Origin of the sequence: Caballeronia sp. EK (assembly GCF_014384845.1) — a bacterium.
GTDB classification, from domain to species: domain Bacteria; phylum Pseudomonadota; class Gammaproteobacteria; order Burkholderiales; family Burkholderiaceae; genus Caballeronia; species Caballeronia jiangsuensis.
Window position 1 is genome coordinate 19,085 of sequence record NZ_JACSUE010000003.1, and the last position, 19,416, is coordinate 38,500.

Below are 19,416 nucleotides of genomic sequence, written 5' to 3' on the forward strand. Positions count from 1 at the left end.
CGGGCAACGGTCCCGCTGCGGACGATCCGCTGGCGATCACTTGGGGAGAAGTAAATGGGGAAACTCGGCCTGTCGAGGCGCGGTTTTCTGAAGGCGAGTGCGCTCGCTGGCGTGTCGGTGTTCGTTGCGCCGCTCGGCAGCCGTGCATTCGCCGCGTTGTTCGAAGAGAAGATTCTGACTCCCGTCCAGTGGGATGCGACAAGCGGCGGCGCGAAGTTTCGCATTGACGGCATCGCGAAGGTGACGGGTGCGAAGGTGTTCGCGCGTGACGTTCGCGCGGCGGACATGCCGCATTGGCCGAAGGACCAGTCGCACGCGCTGATCCTGCGCACGACGCGCGCCGACTGCATCTACGAGGGTTTCGATCTCTCGATGCTCGACGGCGGCCTCGCGCCCGATCGCATCGTCACGGCGGACGATCTCGCGCGCGACAAGCTCGCGTTCCCCGCTTTCTATGGCGACGACATGCTGCTGCCCGCCGGCAAGACGCCGGCGTATCTCGGGCAGGCGGTCGCGATCCTGATCTACCACGATTTCGCGCGCTTTCGCTTCGCGAAGGACAAGCTCCAGTTCCGCGATGGCGTCATCCGTTACGGCGCGACGACCGGCCCGATCGAGCGCGACCCGTGGGCGGCGTTTCGCTTCGTGCGCGTCGGCGGCAAGACGCCTTACGACGACGATACCTTCTCGAGCCTCAAGGACACGCCGCTCTTTCCGCACATGATGAAGAAGCGCGAGCCGGTCTGGGCGAGCGCCGCCGAGCACGGCAAGCTCGACGAGCAGGGCGTGTTCCATGCGAACGCGATCGGCGACGCGCTCGATCATCCGCCGGCCGAGTGGCTCGTTGTGGACCGCGCTTATCGCACGCAATCCGTCGACACGGCCGCGCTCGAACCCGACAACGCGAACTGCTGGTACGACGCGGCGACGCAGTCGCTGCATATGGTCATCCCGACGCAAGGCCCGCATGAAGTGGCCGAAAGCGCGATCGAGATGACGGCGAAGTCGCGCTTTGCGGTGAAGAACCTGTTCCTGCATCCGTGCTACACGGTTGGCTATGGATCGAAGGATCACTACAACATGCCGTTCTACGGCCTGCTCGCGTCGCTGTACGGCGATGGCCGTCCGGTGCGTCTCGCCAACGATCGCTTCGAGCAGTTCCAGACCTCGATCAAGCGGCACGCGTTCGACATGCACTATCGCATGGCGATCGACCGGAAGTCGGGAATGATTCAGGCGTTCAAGGGCGATTTCGTCGCCAATGGCGGCGGGCGCTGCAACTTCTCGCCATCGGTCGCGATGGTCGGTGCGACGGCGGCGCAATCCATCTACTACATCCCGAAGAGCGATCTGACCGCGACCGCGATCGCATCGCGCGCGGTGGACGCGGGCTCGGCGCGCGGCTACGGCACGCTGCAGAGCATGGCCGCGACCGAGATGATGATCGACGAAATCGCGCACACGCTCGAACTCGATCCGATCGAACTGCGCCTGAAGAACGTGATGCGCACCGGCATGAAGAACACGCAGGGCGCGATTCCGGCGGGCGCCGTCCGCGCCGAGGACGTGCTTCGGCGCGCACAGGCGCATCCGCTCTGGACGGAGCGCGCGAAACGCAAGTCGGAATACGAAGCCGCGCATCCGGGCAGGCGCTACGGCGTCGGTTTCGCGTGCACGCAGAAGGACTTCGGCACGGGCGCGGAGAGCGCGTTCGCCAGGATCGAATTCACCGTCGATGGCCGCATCGCGCTGCATCATTCGGGCGCAGAGATCGGCACAGGTTCGTCGACGTCGCAGGCGCTCGCGTGCGCGAAATGGCTCGGCAAGCCCGCGGCCGAGGTTCACATGGCGACGATCGACTGGACCGACCTGCCTGTCGTCACGAGCGGCGATCCGTACATCATGTCGCAGGCCGAGCAGGATCGCCTGAGCGCGAATCCGCGCTGGTCGCCGGCGTACATGTCGCCGGCGAGCGCGACGAACTCCGCGTACTACTTCACGCACGCGACGCGCGAGGCGGCGCGCGTGATCTTCCGTCACGGCGTCTGGCCCGCGGCGCTCGCGATCTGGGGGCAGGGCATCGGCGGCGGTCAGGCGACGTCGTTCGTGGTGCGCAGCGAAGACGCGCGCTGGACGGACGGCAAGCTTTCCGCCGACGGACTGGAGCCGATTCCCTTCGAGCAACTCGCGAAGAAGGCGCACGAACTCGGGCTCGTCACGGGCGCGGCGGTGCATACGTTCAATCGCTGGCAATGGAGCGAGGCGCAGTTCGACATCGCGGGCGAGGTCGTGCGCCTTCCGCTCGACGGCCTTTCGCTGCGTTTCGGCGACGGCCACGCAAAACGCGCCGCGAAAGCCACGCCCAACGGTTACACGGTGCTCGATCGCAAGCGCGTTTTCATCGCGCCCGTGCAACGCAACAACGCGATGGTCACGTACTACAGTGCGCTCGGCACGCTCGTCGAACTGGCCGTGAGCGAATCGAGCGGCGAGGTCGAATTGCTTTCGCATCATTCGATCATGGAGTGCGGCAATCAGATCGCGCCGCAACTCGTATCGGGCCAGTTGCAGGGCGGCCTCGCGATGGGCATCGGGCACGCGCTGCACGAATACCTGCCGCTCTACGAAGACGGCCCCGGCAACGGCACGTGGAACTTCAATCGCTATCGCCTGCCGCTCGCGAGCGACGTCGCCGTGTGGAAGCAGACGGGCGAAGTGCTGCCGCCGCTTTCCGAAACCGATCCGCCGAAGGGCATCGCCGAAGTGGTGATGATTCCGGTGGTCGGGGCCATCGTCAACGCGATCGCGCACGCGATCGGCCATCGCTTCACCGATCTGCCCGTGACGCCGCAAAACATTCAGGAGGTGCTCGCATGACGGCCATCCAATCCGCCGCGAGCATCGAATCGCGCGCGCTCTCGATGACGATCAACGGCAAAAAGATCGGCCCGATGCAGGTGCCCGCCGGTCTGTCGATGATCGATTTTCTGCACGAATATCTCGGCCTCACCGGCTCGCGTCTCGGCTGCGGTCAGGGCATCTGCCACGCGTGCGTGGTGATCGTCGACCACGCCGACGGCACGAGCGAGGAAGCGCGCACGTGCATCAACGGCGCGCATTTCTTCGACGGCAAGTCCGTGCGCACGGTCGAAGGTCATGCGAAGCGCAATGAGCAGGGCGAGGTCGTCGAAATGTCGACGGTGCAGCAAAAGTTCCTCGAACACTTCAGCTTCCAGTGCGGCTATTGCACGCCGGGCTTCGTCAACGCGACGACCGTGCTGATCGAAAGGCTCAGGCGCAATCCGATCGCGAAAGACCAGATCGAAGCGACGATCATGGACGCGCTGAACGAGCACATCTGCCGCTGCACCGGCTATGTGCGCTACTACGAAGCGGTCAAGGATCTCGTGCTCGCCACGCCCGGACTCGTGAAGGACGCCGCATGATGAGATCGATCCTGACCCGTGTCGTTGCGCCTTTGGTGGCGGCATCGTTCGCGCTCGCCGGTTGCGGCGGCCACAACGATATGGCGACACCGCCGAAAAGCTCGCCCGAGCAGATCGCGCGCGGACGCTACCTCGCGCATGCCGCCGATTGCGCCGCGTGCCACACGGCGCCCGGCGGCGCGCCGTTCGCGGGCGGCGTGAAGCTCGAATCGCAGTTCGGCACCTTCTACGGCACGAACATCACGCCCGATCCGAACTACGGCATCGGCATGTGGAGCGCGGACGAGTTCTACGGCGCGCTGCACGATGGCGTGACGCCGAAGCACAAGCTCTATCCCGCGATGCCGTACACGTCGTACCGGCAGATGTCGCGCGAGGACAGCGACGCGATCTACGCGTACCTGATGACGCAAAAGCCCGCGGCGGTGCCGAACGTCGCATCCGATCTCAAGTTCCCGTACAGCGTGCGCTTCGCCGTGCGCTTCTGGGACATGCTGTTTCTGAAGGACACGCTGCCGGATGCATCGTCGGGACAATCCGCCGACTGGACGCGCGGGCGCTATCTGGCCAACGCGCTCGGCCATTGCGCGGAATGCCACTCGCCGCGCGGCGCGTTCGGCCAGATGCAGGGCGCGCTGACGTTGCAGGGCGGCACGCTCGGGCGCATCGGGGCGCCGGACATCACGCCGACCGCGCTCGCCGCGCGTGGCTGGACGGGCGCGGATCTGCAGGCGTTCTTCGCAACCGGCGTGGCGAAGCAAGGTTCCGCGTTCGGCGAGATGCATCCCGTGATCTATCTGAGCACGCAGCATCTGAATCCCGAGGACTTGCGCGCTCTCTCGACATACCTACTCGGCGACGCGCCGCCGCAACCCGCGCCGCTCGTCACCGTCAAGTTCGACGATACGGCGCAACTCACCGCGGGCCGCCATCTCTACCTCGATTCCTGCGCGGGCTGTCACGGGATCGAAGCTCAGGGCAAGCCGCATGTCGCGGTGGGCATGGATGGCAACTCGACCTTGCGTCAGGCCGATCCGCGCAATCTCGTCACGTCGATTCTCGACGGCATCGAGGCGCAGCGTTTTCCGGGCATCGAGAACATGCAAACCATGCCGGGATTCGCCGGCACTTACGGCGATGAGCAGATCGCGCAACTCGCGAACTATCTTCGCGTGACGTGGGGTGGTCAGCCCGGCGATGTGACGGCCGACAAGGTGAAGTCGCTGCGTTAAATTTGGACGCTTGAAAAGACACGAGGCCATGCGATATTGCGTGGCCTCGTTGCATTTGACGCGCGATGAAAGCGATCAGACCCGCGCGCCGCGCTCCGCGAGCTGGCGCTGCAGCGTCGGCCACATTTTGGCGACCGCTTCCTCGCCCGCGAGGATCGACGCGTTGCGCTGGCTGAAATCGCTGCTGCTCATCGCGACGAGATTCGGGCGAATCACCGCGTTGGCGTATTTGTCGAGTTCATAGGCCTTGATGGTCTGACCCATGATCGTGAACGTCTGCATCAGCACGTCGAACGAACTGGACGTGAGCCCGCTTTCCGGCCGCGCCGAGATATCGACCGCGATCACGAAATCGGCGCCCATCTTGCGCGCGAACGCCGCCGGCACCGGACTCACGAGGCCGCCGTCGACATACTCGCGATCCCCAATCTTCACCGGTTCGAAAATCGACGGCACGCTGCACGACGCCCGCACCGCGATGCCCGTGTTGCCGCGCTGGAAGAGAATCGGCTGGCCGCTCTTCAGATCCGTGGCGACGATGCCGAGCGGCTTCGCCATCTTTTCGATCGGACGGTTGTCGAGCGTCTTGTTCAGATAGTTTTGCAGCGCGACACCCTGCAGGATGCCGCGCGTGCGAAAGGGCATCGCCCAGTCGCTGATCGAGGCTTCGTCCATGGTGAGCGCGAGCTTGTTGATCGCGATGCCGGTCATCCCCGATGCGTACAGCGCCGCGATCACCGAACCGGCGCTCGTGCCCGCGACGAGATCGACGCGCACGTTGCGGGCTTCCAGCGCCTTGATCACGCCGATATGCGCGAAGCCGCGCGCGGCGCCGCCGCCGAGCGCGAGACCGATGCGCATCGGCCGCTGCGGCTCCGTGTTCGACGGCGGCGCGACCGGCGTGCCGGAGGCGGTTTCGCCCGACACGCCGCCGCTCGTGGTCGTGCAGGCGGCGAGAATGGACGATGCGGCCGCGAGCGAGAACGCGCGGCGCGAAAGACGGGGTGACGATGAATTCAAGTTGTGCTCCGGCGGTGCAGCGGGTCCCGGGCGCCCGTCCGTGCGGGCGTTGCAGGCGGGTGTTTCGGGAGATCGGGAAAAGCGCGCACATCATAAAACAAAAGGCGCGCGGACCGGCGCAAAGCGGGCGGCGAGTATAATTTCGTCTCATTTTGAGCGGGAATCGAGCGCGAGCGCGCACCGCCATTCATCGAGTAAACAGCAATGACCACCCAAGTCCGTACACGCTTCGCCCCGAGCCCGACCGGCTTCATCCATCTCGGCAACATCCGCTCCGCGCTCTATCCGTGGGCGTTCGCACGCAAGATGAAGGGCACCTTCGTGCTGCGCATCGAGGACACCGATCTGGAGCGCTCCACCGATGCATCGGTCGATGCGATTCTCGAAGGCATGGCGTGGCTCGGACTCGATTTCGACGAAGGTCCGTTCTATCAGATGCAGCGCATGGAGCGTTATCGCGAGGTCGTCGCGCAGATGATGGAGAAAGGGCTCGCTTACCACTGCTACATGTCGACGGAAGAACTCGACGCGCTGCGCGAGCGCCAGCGCGCCGCGGGCGAAAAGCCGCGCTACGACGGCACGTGGCGTCCTGAGCCGGGCAAGGTGCTGCCGCCGGTGCCGGAAGGCGTGAAGCCGGTCGTGCGCTTTCGCAATCCGCTCGCCGGCGCGGTCGCCTGGGACGACGCGGTGAAAGGGCACATCGAAATCTCGAACGAGGAACTCGACGATCTCGTGATCGCGCGTCCCGACGGCACGCCGACCTATAACTTCTGCGTGGTCGTCGACGATCTCGACATGAAAATCACGCACGTCATTCGCGGCGACGATCACGTGAACAATACGCCGCGCCAGATCAACATCCTGCGCGCGCTCGGCGGCGAGGCGCCCGTGTACGCGCATCTTCCGACGGTGCTGAACGAGCAGGGCGAGAAGATGAGCAAGCGTCACGGCGCGATGAGCGTGACGGGCTATCGCGACAACGGCTATCTGCCGGAGGCGGTCGTGAACTATCTCGCGCGCCTCGGCTGGTCGCATGGCGATGCCGAAATCTTCTCGCGCGAGCAGTTCGTCGAATGGTTCGATCTCGAGCATCTCGGCAAGTCGCCGGCTCAGTACGACCACGACAAGCTCAACTGGCTCAACGCGCATTACATCAAGGAAGCGGACAACGCGCGGCTCGCGGAGCTGACGAAGCCGTTCCTGCTGGAGGCGGGCGTCGATACCGCTGCCATCGACGGCGGCGCGCCGCTCGATCAGGCGATCGCGCTCCTGAAGGATCGCGCGTCGACGGTGAAGGAGATCGCCGATAACGCCGCAATGTTCTACCGCGAGCCTGCCATCGATCCGGACGCCTTCGCGCAACACGTCACCGATGCCGTGCGTCCGGCCATCGCCGACTTGCGTGCGGCGCTCGCGAACGTCGAGTGGAGCAAGGAAGCGATCGCGGCGGCGCTCAAGGCGACCCTCACGGCGCACAAGCTCAAGATGCCGCAACTCGCGATGCCGGTACGGCTGCTGGTCGCGGGCACGACCCACACGCCATCGATCGATGCGGTCCTGATGCTTTTCGGTCGCGATGCCGTGTTGAAGCGTCTGGAGAAGGCGAACGGCTGATTGCGCAACGACGGATGACTCGCGGCGGCGATCGCGCGTCATCCATTGCGCGCATCGGCGTCCGGCGAGACAAAAAAGTTTCGCTTAAGTCGTCAGAAGGTATTTACAGCTTCAAATACGCCCTATACAATCTCGTTTCTGTTCTGCAAGGGGGTATAGCTCAGCTGGGAGAGCGCTTGCATGGCATGCAAGAGGTCAGCGGTTCGATCCCGCTTACCTCCACCATAGAACAGATGAAGTAGCGCAAGGCTGTTTGACCGGAATCGGAAAGCGCAGAAAATACTTCACAAGTAACACGAAGTTGTATAGAATTTCGGTCTTCGCTGATTGGCGTCAGGTAGGTTGCCAAAGCGAAACGTAGTATAGACAGAATCACAAGTTTCTGTCCCCTTCGTCTAGAGGCCTAGGACATCACCCTTTCACGGTGAGTACAGGGGTTCGAATCCCCTAGGGGACGCCAAAACATCGGCGGCTGCTAGTAAAAAGCGCTGCAAGACTCGCAGGTGACATTGCGGGTTGATGAAAAGAAGTGGAGCGGTAGTTCAGTTGGTTAGAATACCGGCCTGTCACGCCGGGGGTCGCGGGTTCGAGTCCCGTCCGCTCCGCCAAACTTGCGAGCAGGAACACTCCGGCTAATGAGAGCCGGTTTTTTTTCGCCGCAAAGTGTGTAGAAGTTGAAGTCCCCTTCGTCTAGAGGCCTAGGACATCACCCTTTCACGGTGAGTACAGGGGTTCGAATCCCCTAGGGGACGCCAGAACATCGGCGGCTGCTAGTAGAAAGCGCTGCAAGGTTCGCAGATGACACTGCGAGTCGATTAAAGAAGTGGAGCGGTAGTTCAGTTGGTTAGAATACCGGCCTGTCACGCCGGGGGTCGCGGGTTCGAGTCCCGTCCGCTCCGCCAAATCGTTGTGCGAAAAATCCAGCCCGTCGGCTGGATTTTTTTTGCCCGCTCGCCGGGCCGCTCCCTTTCGTCCGCGTTCGATTCGCACTCGACCGTAATAATGGCCATTGCCAGCCCGCGCGCACTGTCTTAGTGTTTAGGCACTTGTTCTCGTGCCCGTGCGATGCTCGACCCGACCGAAGACCTCTCGCTCTATCAACTGCGCCAGGCGACCATGGCGGACTTCGCCTTCGCCGAAGCCCTCACGCACGACAACATGGTCGGCTATTACCGTCGCCATAATCTCGTGTGGCGCGGCGATCTCTTCCTCTCCAGCTGGCGTGAGTCCGAAAATTTCATCTTGCAGGCGGACGGGATTCCGATCGGGGTCATGCGCGTCACCGAGGAAGACAATTCGCTGCATGTCCGGGACGTGCAGATCGCGCAGGGTTATCGCGGGCGCGGAGCGGGAACGTTCCTGCTCAACACGGCGCATCGATGGGCGAGAGCGCGCGGGCTCGCCGAATGTCAGTTGCGCGTGTTCGTCGATAACCCCGCGGCACGGCTCTACGTTCGTCTGGGATACCGGCCGGCGGGTCCGCGTCTCGCGCAGCTCGGCGCGATCCGGCACATGGTGCGGCGCGTCTGAAGACGCGCGCCTATGCGCCGTCGATTTCGCGCGTCTCGCGATCATCGCGGGTATCGCGCGCGAAAAATGCGCGCGGGCTCTCGCCGAACGCACGACGAAACATCGCGGAAAATGCGCTTTGGCTTTGATAGCCCAGTTCGCGCGCGACTTGCGCGAGCGGGCGCCCTTGGCTCAGTAAAGGAATTGCACGCGCGAGGACGGCCTGCTGACGCCACTGCGAAAAACTCACGCCCAGTTCGCGTCTGAACAGGCGCGCGATGGTGCGCGAGCTCGCACCCGCTTCCGACGACCAGCGTTCCAGATCCGAATGCGACGGATCGGCCAGCACGGCGTTGCACAAGGCGCGCAGACGCTTTTCGTTCGGCATCGGCACGGAGAGCGGCAGCGGCTGCGAACGGATGATCTCATCGAGCGCGAGCGTGCCGAGCAGCCGCTCGCGTTGACGGGAAATCGATTCTTCGTCGAGCGCGGCGATGACTTCACGCAAGAGCGGCGACACTTCGACGACGCGGCACGCGCCGAGTCCGGCCGGCACCACGCTCGCATCGACATATAGCGTGCGCAGATACGCGTCCTCGACGATCACGACTTCATGCGTGACATTGGGTGGCACCCAGATCGCGCGCGAGGGCGGCACCATCCAGGTGGAATCGGCGGTCGCGACGCGCAGCACGCCGCGCGACGTGTACGCGACCTGCGCCCAGGGGTGCGTATGCAGCGCGATACGCACGCCATAAGGAACCGGCCGCGACCGTACGCGAATCGGATGATCGAGCGTCGGCGAATGCTCGACGGGAATGTCGAGATGCTCGACTTCCTCGCTCGACGGTCTCGATTCGACAAACGTAGGCATGTTCGCTCGGTTGGAGTGTATTCGGGCGTCTTGGATTCATCCGGACGCACGCGCCGATGGTAGCCGAAAGCGCTCGCCGGAGCGCGCCGCGATTTTTTCGCGGGGCATAATTGCCGTGGGTCAACTTCCCGACAACAGGAGCGCGTTTTCGATGCAATACGTTTTTGTCTACGGCACGCTGCGCGCCGGTGAGGTCAACGATATCACCCGCGCAGCCGGACGCAACGGCATCGCGACACCGGAATGGATCGGCGCTGCGCATGTGCAGGGGCGATTATTCGACTTCGGCACGTATCCGGGGCTCGTGATCGACGAAGAGGGCGCGCCGATTCGCGGCGACGTCTATCGCATCGACGACGCGCTCGTACCCGTGCTCGATGAAATCGAAGAGGTCTATCCGGGCGTCGAAGGCTTGTTCCGATCGCATCGACTGCATGTGGAGGTGGATGTCGATGGCAGGACGGATCGGATCGATTGCCTGATCTATCCAGTCGCGGCTGCGGCCGTCGCCGGCCAGCCGTGTATCGAGAGCGGAGACTGGGTGTCGCATCGCGCGACACGCGCGTGAGCGCTGGGCGATACAACGACTAAATAAATTCCGCGCCGCCCCGGAGCCGATGTGTCGGTTCCAGGGCGGCGTGAATGACCCCGTGCCTACAGTGTGAAGCCGGGCTTACTGGGTCGAGCCAGCCGCCGGCTTGGGCGATTTCTTGTGATGCATCGACTTGTGCGAAGGCGCCTGCGAGCGCATGTTTTGCATGTTCTCTTGCTGCGTCTGCAAATTTTGCGCACGCGATTCGATATCGGCGATCTTCGCAGGATCGGTGCTCATGGTCACGCCTTGATCGCTCTGGGCATAAGCGCCCGACGCGACTGCGCTGAGGGACAACAGAACAGCCAGGGACACTTTCTTCATTGTTACCTCCTAGTGGCAGTTGAACCCGGGAATCGTCTGTCCGATCCGGTGGAATGACGCCTCCGTCTGAGCAAAAATCGCTCCCGCCGTTTCGCGGGACGTCAGTCGCGAGCCTCGCGCGTCTGACGATCAGACAATCTGCATCATAAGCCTGGAATCGGGCAACCGTGTGTCGTGCGTCCGTCCGACGCCGGTCATGAACGCGCAGGCGTCGTCGTCGAATTATTTTAGAGTGCTTAGCATCGCGACACGCGCCCCGGCTAGTAGAGATGCAACCAGCGATACACATTGAAGCGCGCGAGCCCGACGAGTTCGTGCATGGCGAGTTCGCTGTTCGCGAAACCTCGCATACGCGGAAGCAAGGTGACGCGAGTGGGCCGCACGTCCGACACGTAAGGCACGGGAGCGTAGCCGAAAGCCTCGAACGCGCGCATCGAGCGCCGCATGTGATACGCGGATGTGACGACGATCAAACGGCTGTCACGTGCGGGGCCCACAATTTCGGCCACGTTGCGCGCGTTCTGGTAAGTATTGAGGCTCTGATTCTCGCGCACGAGATCGTCCGCAGCGACGCCCTCGGCGAGCACGTAAGGCGCGTAATTGTCGGCTTCGGCCTGCCCGTGGCGCTGCGGGTCGCCGCCGCTCAGGATCACCTTGCACGACGCGCCGGTTTCGCGGCACTCGCGATAAAGCTTCCCGATGGCGGCGATGCGGCGCATCGCATTGAACTGCGGAACGAGTCCCGCGTCGCTGCGAGCGGTGCCGCCGCCCATCAGCACCATCGTCGTCTGAGGGGCGAACGACGGCACGTCGGTATGACGATAGCCGTGCTGCGCGAGATCGAGCAGCGGGGTCGCGAGCCAGCCCGCGCCCATCGCCCACGCGAACGCCGCCACGGCGATCGCGATCTGGGTGCGGCGGCGTCGCCACAGCGCAAATAATGCAAAAAAAAGCAGCAATAAAGTGAATAGAACCAATTTGATTGGGGTAACGTATTGGTTTGAGGGCAATTCGTTCCGTCATCGCGTGCTTTGGAACGCATCGGCGGATGTCGCAGTAAAGCGCGTGATTAGCGCGCTCTCAACGGGGCTTGTAATAGAAAGCAGCACCTAACGCAAGCGGCGGCCAAACATTCGGCTGCGAGTCGTCATCGCAGACGAGATTCGGCGCGCCGCGTTTAGTCGACGTCGCGGCCCGTTTTGCGACCGTCACGGGCGTCGTCATGGCTGCACAGGAAGAAAGAACGAGATGACCACGTATTCCAACGAAGTTGTACTCGAAGCACTTCGCCGTGCGCAGTATCGTCAGGTTCCCTGGGCGAAACGTCCCAACGTTTTCGACCTCCTGCGCGCGCTCGGTTTGCTCGAACTCACCCGGCAGCGCACCGTGGCGCCCGCGCCTGGATTTCATGCTCCCGTCGATATCGCGGTCGTCACCGAGCGCGGCAAGCACGAATTCTCGCGGCTTTCGCGCGACGAGCGCTCCAGCGACTGGGACTTGCGTCGTGCTGAACGTTACACGTTCGGCGGTCAGGAAGCGGTTCTGGAGGCGCGAGTCTAATACTTCCGGGTACGCCCGGAAGCCTTCGACAGTCGACAGACGGGTCGAGGGCGGGTTGTCGTCAAATGAAAAAGCCGACAATCGGCCTGCAGTCGACGCTCAGCCAAAAAAGTGCCCGTATCGCGAACGACACGGGCAGACCGGATATCACTGTTGCCACGCGCTGTTCATGGCATGGGGTGTGACTGGCGCGCGCCGAAGTGGTTCCTTGAAGCGCGCATCGTCCTGCAGCGAACTCAACGATGCTGCAAGTGCGGATCGCGTTCCGAATCCGGGCGTGGGCGCGCGTTACTCGCGATGTCGCCCCGCAGATCGCCACGCGGCGCGGGTGGCGCGGCGTCGCGACTCCGGCCGGCGTTCTGCGACGCGGCCATCGAGGCCTTCGTAGTCACGTGGAAATCGGATGCAGGCGGCGGGGGCTGGGCCTGGCTCATCGCCGCAGTGCTCGTCAGCGCGACGAACGCGCCATGCACGAGCAGCGTCGATGCCTTCATGGTGAAATCCTCGAAGCCTTCGTGGGGCCTGTTCGATCATTCACCAAGCTATGCTGTGATCGGCCGTAGCGCTGTAAGGAATGGTAAAGAGTTGTTTCGTCGTGGCCTCACGCCGGACGGCTGGCCCGCGCCGGCTGTGGCGTCGGCGCGACGAATTCGGAAGGACTGGATTTCGCGCAGGCCAGGGCCTGCGCGAGAGGCAAAACGTCTGCGTGAAGCCGGCAGCGCCGGCTTCGAAGAAGCGAATCCGGTCAGGCCATCTTCGCCGGAGCGCGCCACGATTCCGGATTCGTCCAGAACGCGCCGCGCAGACGATCGCGACTCGGCGGCGCCGGCGGTTTCGCGGCGCTCGAACCGATGCGCCCGCGCAGCGACACTTCACGGCCGTTGCTGGAAAGGCGCTTCACGATTTCGGCCAGCGTGCCGTCCGCCTGCCATTCATCGAAGCGGCGGCGGCAGGTCGGCGGGGACGGATAGCGTCCGGGCAACTTCGACCAGCCTTCGCCAGTCGACAGTACCCACAAAACCGCGTTGACCACAGCTCGCGCTTCGACGCGCGGACGTCCACGCCGTTCGCTACGCGCCGGCTCGGAACAGAACAACGCCTCGACCAGCGCCCACTCGTTATCTCTCAAATCGTCGAACAGCACCATATCTCACCTCAGCGAAGCTAACCCCGGTGCGCTGCCCCGCGCCGCGCACTCTGGGCGGAATTCGAAAAACGAATACCTGGGAAGGAGGCCGGAGCGGTTGCGGCGGACGAATGTTCGATGTAACCGCGTATGGCCCCGACCTCTGTGCGCAATGAAATGCGAGAACCGTGCCATGCATGTCGCGAAATCCGGGAAACCCGCATGGCAGTAGGCTGACGCGATGTCAGCATGGCCCGTATCAGACCCGAAACAGACTGATTAAGAAATCGGGACAATCACCAATCAAGTGCAATAGGCCCATCCAGCGTGCGTTTCGGCAATTTGCTGCACCGCAGCGAAACGTGCGTTCGCGCATGAAATCACACCAATAGGCCGTTATAATTTCGCATGAAACAGGCTAATTGATGAGCAATCTGAATGAGCGCGCCCTTGAACGTGACGTTGCGGCAACTGCGCGTCTTCATCGAAGTATCGAGACTGCGCAGCTTCAGCCGCGCGGGGGACGAGATTGGTCTGACTCAGTCGGCGGTCAGCCGCTGCGTGCGCGAACTGGAAGGAGAGATCGGTCTCAAGCTGATCGACCGGACGACGCGCGAGGTGCTGCTGACCGACGTCGGCGCGAACCTCGTCGGCACCGTGTCGCGTCTTCTGGCGGATCTCGACGAGGCGCTGCGCGAGGTGCGTGATCTCGGTGAGCAGCGTCGCGGGCGCGTGATCGTCGCCGCGAGCCCGACCGTCGCGTGCCGGCTGATGCCGCGGGTGCTCGCGACGTGCCTGCGTCAGTTTCCGCTGATCACGCTGAGTTTGCGCGACGACGTCCAGTCCGACGTCCTGCGCAAGGTCAAGTCCGGTGAAGTCGATTTCGGCGTGGTGATCGGCCCGTTTTCCTCCGACGATCTACATGGCGAGCCCGTGATGACCGATTCGTTCTGTCTCGTCGCGCGGCGCGATCATCGGCTCGGGCGCGAAGCCGCGGTACCGTGGGCAGCGCTTGCCGGCGAGCGGCTCGTCATGCTCGACTACGCATCCGGCAGCCGGCCAATCATCGATGCCGTGATGCACGAGCACGGCGTGGAAGCGCAGGTCGTGCAGGAACTCGGCCACTCGGCGACCGTGTTCGGGCTCGTGGAGGCGGGCGTCGGCGTAAGCGTCTTGCCGTGGCTGGCGCTGCCGCTGCCGGCGGACTCGTCGCTCGTCGCCTTGCCGCTCGAACCGCGTGCCGAGCGGACCGTGGAGCTCGTGCGCCGGCGCGACCGTTCGCTGTCGCCGGCGGCGGAATCGGTCTGGTCGCTGATCGCGTCGCTGCCGAGGCGTGCGGAAGACCTCGCTTAGGCCGTTCGGCCGACTCGGGAAAGGCAGGACACGCGTTAGACTTCCTTTTTTAAGACAAGACGACGGGGCGAGCGATGAGTGAGTCGGAAGGGGCGGTGATCAGCGAACTGAGCCAGCTGACTGGCGTGCACGGATCCGGTGCGCCGAACGCGCGCGACGCGGTGCGAGCCTTGAGGCCGTCGCAGATCCGCGAGGTCGCGAACGCGGGCTTCGGCGTACCCGACGTGCTTCCGTTCTGGTTCGGCGAATCGGACCGCGTGACGCCGCAGTTCATTCGCGACGCCGCGAGCCGCGCGCTCGCCGACGGCGCCACCTTCTACACGCACAACCTCGGCATCGCGCCCCTGCGTGAGTCGCTCAGCCGTTACGTGAGCGCGCTGCATGGCGCGACGACGCCGGCGCACATCGCCGTCACGAGCGCTGGCGTGAATGCGCTGATGCTCGCGGCGCAACTCGTCGTCGGAGCGGGCGATCGGGTCGTCGCGGTGACGCCGCTCTGGCCGAATCTCGTCGAGATTCCGAAGATCCTCGGCGCGAGTGTCGACACGGTCTCGCTGACTTATGACGCGCGCGGCTGGACGCTCGACCTCGACCGCCTGCTCGCGGCGCTTACGCCGGACACGCGCATGCTGATGATCAACTCGCCGAACAACCCGACCGGCTGGACGATGACGCGCGAAGATCAACGCATCGTGCTGGAACATTGCCGCCGTCACGGCATCTGGATCGTCGCGGACGAAGTCTACGAGCGTCTGTATTACGGCGACGGCATGTCGGTCGCACCTTCCTTTCTAGATCTCGCCGAGCGCGACGAACGTGTGATCGCGGTGAATTCGTTTTCGAAGGCATGGCTGATGACTGGCTGGCGGCTCGGCTGGATCGTTGCGCCGACGCAGTTGATGGGCGACCTCGGCAAGCTCGTGGAATACAACACCTCGTGCGCGCCGTCGTTCGTGCAGCAGGCGGGCATCGTCGCGGTGGAAGAGGGCGAGCGCTTCACGCAGACGCTCGTCGCCGATTTGCGCGCGAGCCGCGATCATCTGGTGAATGCTTTGCAGACGATCGAAGGCGTCGACGTCCGCGCGCCCGACGGCGCGATGTATCTGTTCTTCTCGCTGCCGGGCGCGCGAAGCAGTCTCGAATTGTGCAAGTCGCTCGTGCGCGAAGCCGGTCTCGGTCTCGCGCCGGGAAGCGCGTTCGGCCCGGAAGGCGAAGGTTTCGTGCGCTGGTGCTACGCATGCGATCCCGCGCGGCTCGACGCGGGCGTCGAGCGTTTGCAGCGTTTCCTGGCGGCGCGCGCCGTCGCCTGAGTCGTGCCGGCGTCGAGTGAGTTGGGTCGAGGTTGAAGCGTTCACCTTTACGCCCCGGTTGTTTTTGCGTAATATGGCGCTCAGTCACGCGCTTTCGCCTATGAAAGCGCCACCTCGTCCGGCTGGGATGGCCCGGCGATTCGCTCACCGATCGCCCAATATCGCCTCTCCCCGGTGCGTGCTCCCAATCAATATGACCGATTACAATCGGGCGAGCGCGTCTTGAAACTCCGCGTCCAGCTTTATCGTTCGCACCAGTTTGGTGGCGTTCGGTCCTGCGCAAGCCCGATTTTGAATTGAATCATTGACCATACAGGGTTGACCCAAGCTGCATGAATACCCAAGAGGCGAAGATCGTCCTCGAGACTGCCTTGATTTGCGCGCAGGAACCGCTGAGGCTGAATGAATTGCGCAAGCTGTTCGCCGACGATATTTCGGCGGATACCGTTCGCACGTTGCTCGAAGCGCTCAAGGCCGACTGGTCGGGACGCGGTGTCGAACTCGTGGCGCTCGCCTCGGGCTGGCGTTTTCAGAGCAAGCCGGCGATGCGGGCTTATCTCGATCGGCTGCACCCCGAAAAGCCGCCGAGGTATTCGCGGGCCGTACTCGAAACGCTGGCGATCATTGCGTATCGGCAGCCGGTTACGCGGGGCGATATCGAAGAGATTCGCGGCGTGACGGTGAACACGCAAGTCGTGAAGCAGCTGGAAGACCGTGGCTGGATCGAGGTGATCGGTCATCGCGACGTGCCGGGCCGTCCGGCGCTTTACGCGACGACCAAGCAGTTTCTCGACGATCTCGGTCTGACCGCGCTCGACGAGTTGCCCGCGCTGGACAATCCGGCGGCGCAACTCGAGGCATCGCTGCTCGCGCAGCATTCGATCGAATTCCCGGACAGCATCGCCGGGGACGCGCAGCCGGCGAGCGCTCAGGCGCACGAAGCGGCGAATAGCGGGGAACACGACGCAGCCGCGCCGGTCAACCCGGTTGAAGCGGCGCAGTCGGCTGAAACCGTCGAAGCCGAAACATCCGGCGGCGATGAGAGCGCAGCCGACGTCCCGGCAGAGCAAGAACAGGCAGAAGAACAGCAGGAAACACTCGGATCGGGACATGCGGACGCGCTGAACGAGCGCGTCGCATTGCCGCCCGGGATTCACGCGCAGTCGCTGAGCACCACGCACGACGCACCTGTGTCGATGCCGCGTGAAGAGGAAAGAGACGCAAGTCCATCGAACGACGCAGAACTGGACGACGACTCCGAAGAACCGACGGCGCGCCGCGCCTGACGCAATTGCAACGCCCCTGATCGCACAACCCGGCTCTCCATAAAGATCATCTCGAGACGACCAGCCGGACCGATCAGCGGATTTTTAGACGCGCCCGCGACGGGCGCGCGATTCGACATTTGAGGTTGTTTTGACACACTCCCACGACAGCGATTCGCCTGAATCCGCGCGCCCGGCGCATGCCGCGGACGCATCCGAGTCGGCCGACGCCGGCGAACGCACGCGCGCCGATCGCGCCGATGAAAGCGGCGAGGGCGAAGACCGGCCGCGCCGCGGACTGCGCCGCGGGCCGCGCAGCCTGATCGCACGGCGTCGCGCTGTCGCGAAGACCAAGGACGAAAGCGTGCCGGGCGCCGTGAACGAGACGCCGCCCGATGGCGTCGTCGCGGCGCAGGTGCGCACTCCGCGCAAGGACCCGGGCGCAAAACCGCGCAAGAGCGAAGGCGCAAGTCCGCGCGGCCGCAAAAACGTGCGCGCCGATGCTGGCGAGGCCAGTGCCGAAGCGGCGGATGAACCGGTCGTGCAGGCCGAGGCATCCGCGCCGCGTGAAGGCGGACGGCGCAAAAACCCGCCGCAGCAAAAGCGCGGCGGCAAGCGCAACGCCAATGACTCGGGGCCCGCGACGGTCGAGAGCGCGGCCGCTGCCGCCGTCGACGACGTCTTCGCCTACGTGACCTCGCCGGCCTTCGACGCCGACAACGGCTCGGGCGGCGTGCGCGCCCCGATGCTGCGACGCGGCCGCAACGCCCCGCAGCAAAAGCGCGTGCTGGAACCGGACGACGACGCGCCGAAGCTGCACAAGGTGCTCGCCGACGCGGGCATGGGCTCGCGTCGCGACATGGAAGAATTGATCATCGCCGGCCGCGTATCGGTGAACGGCGAGCCGGCGCATATCGGCCAGCGCATCATGCCGAGCGATCAGGTGCGCATCAACGGCAAGCCGCTCAAGCGCAAGCTCGCGAGCAAACCGCCGCGTATCCTGCTTTATCACAAGCCGACGGGCGAGATCGTCAGCCACGCGGACCCGGAAGGCCGTCCTTCCGTGTTCGACAAGCTGCCGTCGATGAAAACCGCCAAATGGCTCGCGGTCGGCCGTCTCGATTTCAACACGGAAGGTCTCCTGCTGCTCACGACGTCGGGCGATCTGGCGAACCGCTTCATGCATCCGCGCTACAGCGTCGAGCGTGAATATGCGGTGCGCGTGGTCGGCCAGCTGTCGGAGGGGATGAAGCAGAAGCTCCTGAAGGGCGTCGAACTCGACGACGGTCCCGCCAACTTCCTGCGCATTCAGGACGGTGGCGGCGAAGGCACGAATCACTGGTATCACGTCGCGCTGGCCGAAGGCCGCAATCGCGAAGTGCGCCGCATGTTCGAGGCCGCGGGTCTGATGGTGAGCCGCCTGATCCGTACGCGTCACGGTCCGATCGCGCTCCCGCGTGGCCTGAAACGCGGTCGCTGGGAGGAGCTCGAAGACAATGAGGTGCGCAGCCTGCTGGAGTCGGTCGGCCTGAAGCTGCCGACAGCTGAGAAGGGCGGACGCAGTGCGGCGCCGCGCGTGCAACCCGATCCGATGCAGACGTCGATGGGCTTCATCACACGCGAACCGGTGCTGAGCTCGCACTCGCGCATGGCCCAGCAGCAGACGCCGGGTCGCGGCGGACGGCGCGGTCAGCCGGGCGGCGTCGCCGGCGGCTTCGGGCTCGGCGGCATGGGCGGCGGATTCGGCGCCAACACGGGAACGGGCAACCCGGGCGGCATGGGCCGTCGCGGCGGCCGCGAAGCAAACGGCAATCGCGCGGGCAACGAGCCGAACGGCAACCGGGCTAACGGTGGCGGCGGCCGGCCGGGTCCGCGCGGCGCTCGTCCGCAAGGCGGCGCGCCGGGCATGGGCGGCAGCGGCGCTGGCAAGCGTGCTGCGGGCGGCAATGCGCCGCGTGGCAATCGCCAGGGCGGCGCACAGCAGGGCCCGTCGCAGGGCAAGCCGGGCGGCGGCGCCGGCCGGGGCGCGCGCAATCGCTCGCGCGGCCGCTGAGCACAGCAAAGCGCAAAGAAATGCAAAAACGCCATTGGGAATCGGGTGCGATGGCCGCACCTGTTTCCGATGGCGAAAACATGCGCTTTACTCTTCGGGATCACGAAGACGAATCGACGTGAAATTGGGCTCAACAGG

At 64.4% G+C, this 19,416-nt stretch carries 17 protein-coding genes and 5 tRNA genes; 16 read left to right on the forward strand and 6 right to left on the reverse strand.

Annotation, left to right across the window (positions count from 1 at the left end; genetic code table 11):
• The first annotated feature begins 54 nt into the window (after positions 1–54).
• From IAG25_RS08780 to IAG25_RS08790, 3 genes are read left to right on the forward strand one after another with little or no spacing between them, the layout of a single operon-like run.
• Complete coding sequence (locus IAG25_RS08780; RefSeq protein ID WP_187604547.1) at positions 55–2,877, forward strand: xanthine dehydrogenase family protein molybdopterin-binding subunit; 2,823 nt, start codon at positions 55–57, stop codon at positions 2,875–2,877.
• Positions 2,874–3,446: a (2Fe-2S)-binding protein gene (locus IAG25_RS08785; RefSeq protein WP_187604548.1), complete on the forward strand. Its 573-nt coding sequence runs from the start codon at positions 2,874–2,876 to the stop codon at positions 3,444–3,446. The genes IAG25_RS08780 and IAG25_RS08785 overlap by 4 nt, the downstream gene beginning before the upstream one ends.
• Positions 3,443–4,678, forward strand: coding sequence for a c-type cytochrome (locus IAG25_RS08790; RefSeq protein WP_187604549.1), 1,236 nt, complete (start codon positions 3,443–3,445; stop codon positions 4,676–4,678). Before IAG25_RS08785 ends, IAG25_RS08790 begins: the two co-directional genes overlap by 4 nt.
• A gap of 75 nt (positions 4,679–4,753) precedes the next feature.
• On the opposite strand, the gene IAG25_RS08795 is transcribed toward IAG25_RS08790, so the two are convergent.
• Positions 4,754–5,698 (reverse strand): patatin-like phospholipase family protein, encoded by a 945-nt coding sequence (locus IAG25_RS08795; RefSeq protein ID WP_187604550.1) that lies wholly within the window; start codon positions 5,696–5,698, stop codon positions 4,754–4,756.
• Positions 5,699–5,902: 204 nt separating this feature from the next.
• On the opposite strand from IAG25_RS08795, the gene gltX reads away from it, so the two are divergent.
• The 7 genes from gltX (at position 5,903) to IAG25_RS08830 (ending at position 8,842) form a co-directional block, all read left to right on the forward strand.
• On the forward strand, positions 5,903–7,312 hold the full coding sequence (gene gltX / locus IAG25_RS08800) for a glutamate--tRNA ligase (protein WP_187604551.1): 1,410 nt from the start codon (positions 5,903–5,905) through the stop codon (positions 7,310–7,312).
• Positions 7,313–7,461: 149 nt separating this feature from the next.
• A tRNA-Ala gene (locus tag IAG25_RS08805) sits at positions 7,462–7,537 on the forward strand.
• 159 nt (positions 7,538–7,696) lie between these two features.
• A tRNA-Glu gene (locus IAG25_RS08810) sits at positions 7,697–7,772 on the forward strand.
• Positions 7,773–7,843: 71 nt separating this feature from the next.
• A tRNA-Asp gene (locus IAG25_RS08815) sits at positions 7,844–7,920 on the forward strand.
• A 71-nt stretch (positions 7,921–7,991) separates the two neighbouring features.
• Positions 7,992–8,067, forward strand: a tRNA-Glu gene (locus IAG25_RS08820).
• Positions 8,068–8,137: 70 nt separating this feature from the next.
• A tRNA-Asp gene (locus tag IAG25_RS08825) sits at positions 8,138–8,214 on the forward strand.
• Between the two features lie 163 nt (positions 8,215–8,377).
• Positions 8,378–8,842, forward strand: coding sequence for a GNAT family N-acetyltransferase (locus IAG25_RS08830; RefSeq protein ID WP_187604552.1), 465 nt, complete (start codon positions 8,378–8,380; stop codon positions 8,840–8,842).
• Positions 8,843–8,852: 10 nt separating this feature from the next.
• Here IAG25_RS08830 and IAG25_RS08835 read toward each other — a convergent pair whose 3' ends face one another.
• Positions 8,853–9,695: an AraC family transcriptional regulator gene (locus IAG25_RS08835; protein WP_187604553.1), complete on the reverse strand. Its 843-nt coding sequence runs from the start codon at positions 9,693–9,695 to the stop codon at positions 8,853–8,855.
• Positions 9,696–9,846: 151 nt separating this feature from the next.
• Here IAG25_RS08835 and IAG25_RS08840 point away from each other — a divergent pair, with 151 nt between their 5' ends.
• Complete coding sequence (locus tag IAG25_RS08840) at positions 9,847–10,263, forward strand: gamma-glutamylcyclotransferase family protein (protein ID WP_187604554.1); 417 nt, start codon at positions 9,847–9,849, stop codon at positions 10,261–10,263.
• Positions 10,264–10,368: 105 nt separating this feature from the next.
• On the opposite strand, the gene IAG25_RS08845 is transcribed toward IAG25_RS08840, so the two are convergent.
• Positions 10,369–10,611, reverse strand: coding sequence for a hypothetical protein (locus IAG25_RS08845; RefSeq protein WP_187604555.1), 243 nt, complete (start codon positions 10,609–10,611; stop codon positions 10,369–10,371).
• A 260-nt stretch (positions 10,612–10,871) separates the two neighbouring features.
• Positions 10,872–11,507 carry a YdcF family protein gene (locus IAG25_RS08850; RefSeq protein WP_309243928.1) on the reverse strand — a complete coding sequence of 212 codons (636 nt, stop codon included), beginning with the start codon at positions 11,505–11,507 and terminating at the stop codon, positions 10,872–10,874.
• A gap of 352 nt (positions 11,508–11,859) precedes the next feature.
• On the opposite strand from IAG25_RS08850, the gene IAG25_RS08855 reads away from it, so the two are divergent.
• Positions 11,860–12,171 (forward strand): hypothetical protein, encoded by a 312-nt coding sequence (locus IAG25_RS08855; RefSeq protein WP_035501123.1) that lies wholly within the window; start codon positions 11,860–11,862, stop codon positions 12,169–12,171.
• A gap of 236 nt (positions 12,172–12,407) precedes the next feature.
• Here IAG25_RS08855 and IAG25_RS08860 read toward each other — a convergent pair whose 3' ends face one another.
• Together IAG25_RS08860 and IAG25_RS08865 are read right to left on the reverse strand one after the other, a co-directional pair.
• The gene (locus IAG25_RS08860) at positions 12,408–12,665 is read right to left on the reverse strand and encodes a hypothetical protein (RefSeq protein ID WP_035501122.1); all 258 of its coding nucleotides are present in this window, start codon (positions 12,663–12,665) and stop codon (positions 12,408–12,410) included.
• A 251-nt stretch (positions 12,666–12,916) separates the two neighbouring features.
• The gene (locus IAG25_RS08865) at positions 12,917–13,318 is read right to left on the reverse strand and encodes a transposase (protein ID WP_008349224.1); all 402 of its coding nucleotides are present in this window, start codon (positions 13,316–13,318) and stop codon (positions 12,917–12,919) included.
• A gap of 429 nt (positions 13,319–13,747) precedes the next feature.
• Here IAG25_RS08865 and IAG25_RS08870 point away from each other — a divergent pair, with 429 nt between their 5' ends.
• The 4 genes from IAG25_RS08870 (at position 13,748) to rluB (ending at position 19,278) form a co-directional block, all read left to right on the forward strand.
• Positions 13,748–14,650, forward strand: a complete 903-nt coding sequence (locus IAG25_RS08870) for a LysR family transcriptional regulator (protein WP_187605043.1) — start codon at positions 13,748–13,750, stop codon at positions 14,648–14,650.
• Between the two features lie 74 nt (positions 14,651–14,724).
• Complete coding sequence (locus IAG25_RS08875) at positions 14,725–15,960, forward strand: pyridoxal phosphate-dependent aminotransferase (protein WP_255503613.1); 1,236 nt, start codon at positions 14,725–14,727, stop codon at positions 15,958–15,960.
• Between the two features lie 332 nt (positions 15,961–16,292).
• Entirely contained in the window at positions 16,293–17,246 is a 954-nt protein-coding gene (gene scpB / locus IAG25_RS08880; protein WP_187604556.1) for an SMC-Scp complex subunit ScpB, read from the forward strand.
• 130 nt (positions 17,247–17,376) lie between these two features.
• A complete protein-coding gene (gene rluB, locus IAG25_RS08885) occupies positions 17,377–19,278 on the forward strand; it encodes a 23S rRNA pseudouridine(2605) synthase RluB (protein WP_187604557.1) in 1,902 nt (633 codons plus the stop codon).
• Positions 19,279–19,416: the final 138 nt, after the last annotated feature.